The following is a 4680-nucleotide window of genomic DNA, read 5'->3' as shown; positions in this document are numbered from 1 at the left end:
CGACAGCGCCGCGCCAAGCGCGGTCTTTGTCAGCATATTCATGTCATTCTCCATAGCTGCTCAGTCAAATGCGGTGACAAGGTTCGGGCCTTTTGCCCGGTTATGCCCCTCGCCGCTGAGCCATAGGTAGATAAACCTGATCCGGTTCCAAGGGGGGCTCACAAAGGCATGATCAGGGTCGGCGGCTGGCTGCCACCGGCGGGCGGAAGATGGCCCAGACCCTACAAAAAAGGCGCTTTTTCGCCGAACTGGACATCACCCGCGCGCAGATGTTATTTTTGAACGTATGTTCATTTAATGCGAGGGCCGCAATGAAGATTTCCACCAGTTCAGTGGTGATCACCGGTGGTGCGTCAGGTCTGGGTGCGGCCACCGCCGGCGCGTTCCGCACCGCCGGAGCAGAGGTCATGATCCTCGACCGCGATCCGTCAGGCGCCGGGTTCGCATCCTCGATCGGCGCCGGTTTTGCGGTGATCGATGTGACCGATGAGGGATCGGCCGCAGCCGGGATCACGGCCGCGGTTGACGCGATGGGTCGGATCGACGTGCTGGTCAATTGCGCGGGCATTGCGACCGGGGAAAAGACCGTGGGGCGCGAGGGGCCGCATCGGCTGGAGAGCTTCCGCCGGACCATCGACATCAATCTGGTGGGGTCGTTCAACATGACCCGTCTGGCCGCGGCCGAGATGGCAAAGAATGACGGCCCCGAACGCGGGGTCATCGTCAACACCGCCTCAATCGCCGCCTTTGACGGGCAGAAGGGCCAGGCCGCCTATGCCGCTTCAAAAGGCGGGATTGTCGGGATGATCCTGCCCGTGGCGCGCGATCTGGCCAGCCTTGGTATCAGGGTCTGCGCCATCGCGCCCGGCATCTTTGCCACCCCGATGATGAAAGGCCTGCCGCAGGACGTGCAGGAAAGCCTTGCCGCCGAGGTGACCTTTCCCAAGCGCCTTGGCGATCCGGCGGAATATGCTGCCCTTGCCAGGTTTATCGTTGAATGCGGCTATCTCAACGGCGAGGTGATCCGGCTTGACGGCGCGCTTCGCATGCGCTGAACCGCAAACAGGGTGGGTTAAAACCCACCTTACATTGGCGGGGCGGCCGGTCTGATGGATATAAAAACGACCTGCCCGGTCGGATTGTGCTATGCGTTGCCGCACTTTCTGCCCGAACCTTGTTGCGTCACATACCCCAATGGACCGGAGGACCAGAGATGAACGTAAACCTGCGCGCCAACCTTGCCCATGTCGAAGAGCGCAATGATCTGGCCGCTGCCTTCCGCTGGACCGCCCGGCTGAACATGCACGAAGCCGTCGCGAACCATTTCAGCCTTGCGGTGAATGACCAAGGCACACAGTTCCTGATCAACCCCAATGGCCGTCACTTCGCCCGGATCAGGGCAACCGAGTTGCTGCTTCTGGATGCGAACGACCCCGAGACACTTGACCGGCCCGACGCGCCCGATCCGACGGCCTGGGGGCTGCATGGCTCGATCCACCGCGCCTGTCCGCATGCGCGCTGTGTCATGCATGTCCATTCGATCCATGCGACCGTGCTGGCGAGCCTTGCCGACAGCACCCTGCCGCCCATCGATCAGAATTCAGCGATGTTTTTCAATCGCCATGTGGTGGACGGCCATTTCGGCGGGATGGCCTTTGGCGACGAGGGCGCGCGCTGTGCCGCGATGCTGACCGATCCCAAGGTGTGCACGATGATTATGGGCAATCATGGGGTACTGGTCATCGGCGATACTGTGGGTGAGACCTTCAACCGGCTCTATTATTTCGAACGCGCCGCCGAGACCTATATCCGCGCGCTTCAGACCGGGCGGCCCTTGCGAGTGCTGCCCGATGAGATCGCCGAAAAGACCGCGCGGGAATGGGAAAGCTATCCCGGAGCGGCAGACGCCTTCCTGAGAGAGATCAGGGCGCTTCTGGATGAGGAAGGCTCCGACTACCGGAACTGAACGCGAGATCTGCTGGCGGAGCCGGGGGTTTCACACCCCCGGACCCCCGTGGAGTATTTCTGAACAGAAGAAGGGGTCAGGTCAGGAAGGGTGCGGCCGTCATCGATCGGGGAACCGGCACGCCAAGACGCGACAGGATCGTCGGGGCGAGCTGGGTCTGGTTCAGGAGCACGTCTGGCGCGGGACCGTCTGCCGGACCGAAATAGTAAAGCGCGAAGTCGCGTTGCATGTCTTCGGCCCCGCCGTGATGCCCGCGTTTCGACTGGCCGTGATCCGCGGTGACGATCACCTCATAGCCAGCATCGCGCCAGCGGGTGATGTAAGGTGCAAGCTGTCCGTCGAGTTTGAAGCAGGCCAGATCCATCTGGATACAATCATGGGCGAAGCGGTGACCCATGCTGTCGAGCGTGCAGCTATGGAGCATGCCGTAATCGATGCCGTGACGTTCGGCCAGCATGGTCAGCGTGGCGAACAGATCCGCGTCGCAGGGCGTCATCTGGTTGTTGTGGCCGTAGCCGGTCATGGTGTGAAAGCGACCATGGCTGATCGGGCCTTGGCCCGGCTCATCATATTCGATATCGCGCACCGGATCGAAGGGCGCGCGGTTGAAGAATTCCGACCAGAAACTGTGCGCGACCGCCCCGGTTCTGCCGCCCGCCTTCGTCACTTCCGAAAAGATGTCGGGCTCGGCCACGCGGAAGATCGACTCGTTCGAGGTGACGTTGTGGACCTGAGGGCTCACCCCGGTATGGATCGAGGCGTAGCAGGAGGCCGAAGTCGAGGGCAGAACCGATCGCATGCGCCAGACCCGCGTCGCGCCCTCTTCCACCCAGCCTTCGAGATTGCCGAAAAAGCCGCGCCAATTGGCGTAGGGCACGCCGTCGATGATGATCAGGAGGAGTTTGTTTTCCATATCAGACCCGGGAAGGAATCAGCGGAGATCACGCGGCACACGCTCTGTCAGGTCGCGGTCAAAGACAAGGCGGTCATTTTCCCATGCTTCCATCCGGGCAGAGAGGTGGAAATCGGTGGCATCGGACCACATCGCGCAGTGCGCTTCGGTCCGAAGCCGCATCCCGTCCCGCTCCACCACCTCGATCCAATGCGCCTCTCCCCTTGCCGACAGGGGGTCTTCGGGATGGATGTCCCAGCGTTCGCGGGCGATGGAGCCGGTGATCAGTCCGTGGTCAAGGTTTTCGGCCTCGCCGAAATCATCCGCGATGATCAGGCTGACGGTGCCGGTCTGCCGGTCAGTTTCGCTGCGCCTGATATGGCTCGCCGCGCGGATCACCCGCTGGCGGAGCGGCGTGGCGGTTTCGGATGGCGGGAAGGCGACTTCATCGCCCTGCCCGCCTTGCCGGACCGGTAGGTCCAGCGCGCCACCTGTCAGGGTCAGTGTTGCCCGGTCCGGCACGGGCCAGAGCATCGGCCAGTAGGACGAGGATATGGCAAGCCGCAATTGGTGCCCCTCGGGCAGGCGGTAGGCGATGTGATCGAGCGCCAGCGTGATCTCAATCTCCTGCCCCGGGATGAGCGGTTCTGGATGCTCCATTGAGCCCGCGCGATTGAGGTTCAGCACGCCCCAGGTGATCCGCGTCGAGGCCCCGTCGGGATGCAGGTGGCAAAGCCGCACCGCGATCTGCGCCACTTGCTTGTCCGCAGACAGGCGCAGCCTCAGGAACGGTGCCCCGACGATATCGGTGGCAGCCATCGGCGCGCTGTCGAAACAGACGGACATGGCATCATCGCGGCGCTGGTCGCCCGGCATTTCCGGGCCGAGCCAGATCGCACAGAATTCGCCGCCCTCAGCACCGCAATCCTCGGGGCTCGCCACGGTCGCCCGGAATGCGCTTGCGCGCCCCAGCTTGCCGGGGCCAAGCGGCAGGGTCTTTGTGCGGATATCCGGCGCAGGCCATGAAGGTTCGGCAATCCAGCGGCCTGGGCGCTGATCGTACCACGCAGCAGGCCGAACCCCGTCCATCAGGTAAAGCCGCATCGCGGGGTCTTCCTCAACCCCGGTCGGTTCCTCCTTCAGCCAGCGGTTCCACCAGCGCAACGCCTCTTGCAAGAAGCCGATTCGCGGTTCGGGCACCGCGAAATGGGGGTATTTATGCACCCATGGCCCGACAATGCCCTTCACCGGTGCCGCGACATTCGCGACCAGTGCGGGGACCGCGTTCTTGTAGGCATCGCCCCAGCCGCCGACGGCCAGAACCGCGGCCTTGATGGCTGGATAATCCTCGGAAACAGAGCCATGTTTCCAATAGGCATCGCGGTTCTGATGGCGCAGCCACAGGGCGGGCAGGAAGGGCTCGGCCTCCAGCCGCTCCTGCCACATCTCGAACCAGCCCTGCCGCAACGCAGGATCGGGCGGGCGTGAGGAATAGGCCCACATCGTCGCCCCCCAGCCGAGGTTTTCATTCAGCAGGCAGCCGCCCTTGTAGTGGATGTCGTCAGCATAGCGGTCAACAGTCGAACAGAGTGTGACCACGGCCTTCAGGGGATCAGGCGCCAGGGCGGCGACCTGAAGCGAATTGAACCCGCCCCAGCTGATCCCCATCATGCCGACCTTGCCGTTCGACCAGTTCTGGGCCGCTATCCAGCCGATCACCTCGACGGCATCGGAAAGCTCTTGCGCGGAATATTCATCGGCCATCAAGCCTTCGCTGTCGCCATTTCCGCGCATATCAACGCGCAAGCACACATAGCCATGC

Annotated in this window: 4 protein-coding genes; 2 read left to right on the top strand and 2 right to left on the bottom strand. The window is 63.0% G+C overall.

Translation table 11 applies throughout. The features are described from left to right. Window positions 1–311 precede the first annotated feature (311 nt). Together WBB85_RS18785 and WBB85_RS18780 are read left to right on the top strand one after the other, a co-directional pair. A complete protein-coding gene (locus WBB85_RS18785; protein WP_432640119.1) occupies window positions 312–1055 on the top strand; it encodes an SDR family NAD(P)-dependent oxidoreductase in 744 nt (247 codons plus the stop codon). Between the two features lie 158 nt (window positions 1056–1213). Next, window positions 1214–1966, top strand: a complete 753-nt coding sequence (locus WBB85_RS18780) for a class II aldolase and adducin N-terminal domain-containing protein (protein WP_432640118.1) — start codon at window positions 1214–1216, stop codon at window positions 1964–1966. 76 nt (window positions 1967–2042) lie between these two features. Here WBB85_RS18780 and WBB85_RS18775 read toward each other — a convergent pair whose 3' ends face one another. Together WBB85_RS18775 and WBB85_RS18770 are read right to left on the bottom strand one after the other, a co-directional pair. Then, window positions 2043–2879, bottom strand: a complete 837-nt coding sequence (locus WBB85_RS18775) for an alkaline phosphatase family protein (protein ID WP_432640117.1) — start codon at window positions 2877–2879, stop codon at window positions 2043–2045. A gap of 18 nt (window positions 2880–2897) precedes the next feature. Further along, window positions 2898–4680, bottom strand: a 1783-nt coding sequence (locus WBB85_RS18770; protein WP_432640116.1) for a CocE/NonD family hydrolase, incomplete at its 5' end; no start/stop codon positions are given.

The organism is Albidovulum sp. (genome assembly GCF_049646345.1).
GTDB lineage: Bacteria > Pseudomonadota > Alphaproteobacteria > Rhodobacterales > Rhodobacteraceae > Albidovulum.
The sequence above is the reverse complement of the archived record's forward strand: the minus strand, read 5'-3'. Positions and strand labels throughout refer to the sequence as shown.

Coding starts and splice junctions, on each gene's coding strand:
- WBB85_RS18785 (WP_432640119.1), top strand. CDS start 312: ATGAAGATTTCCACCAGTTCAGTGGTGATCACCGGTGGTGCGTCAGGT.
- WBB85_RS18780 (WP_432640118.1), top strand. CDS start 1,214: ATGAACGTAAACCTGCGCGCCAACCTTGCCCATGTCGAAGAGCGCAAT.
- WBB85_RS18775 (WP_432640117.1), bottom strand. CDS start 2,879: ATGGAAAACAAACTCCTCCTGATCATCATCGACGGCGTGCCCTACGCC.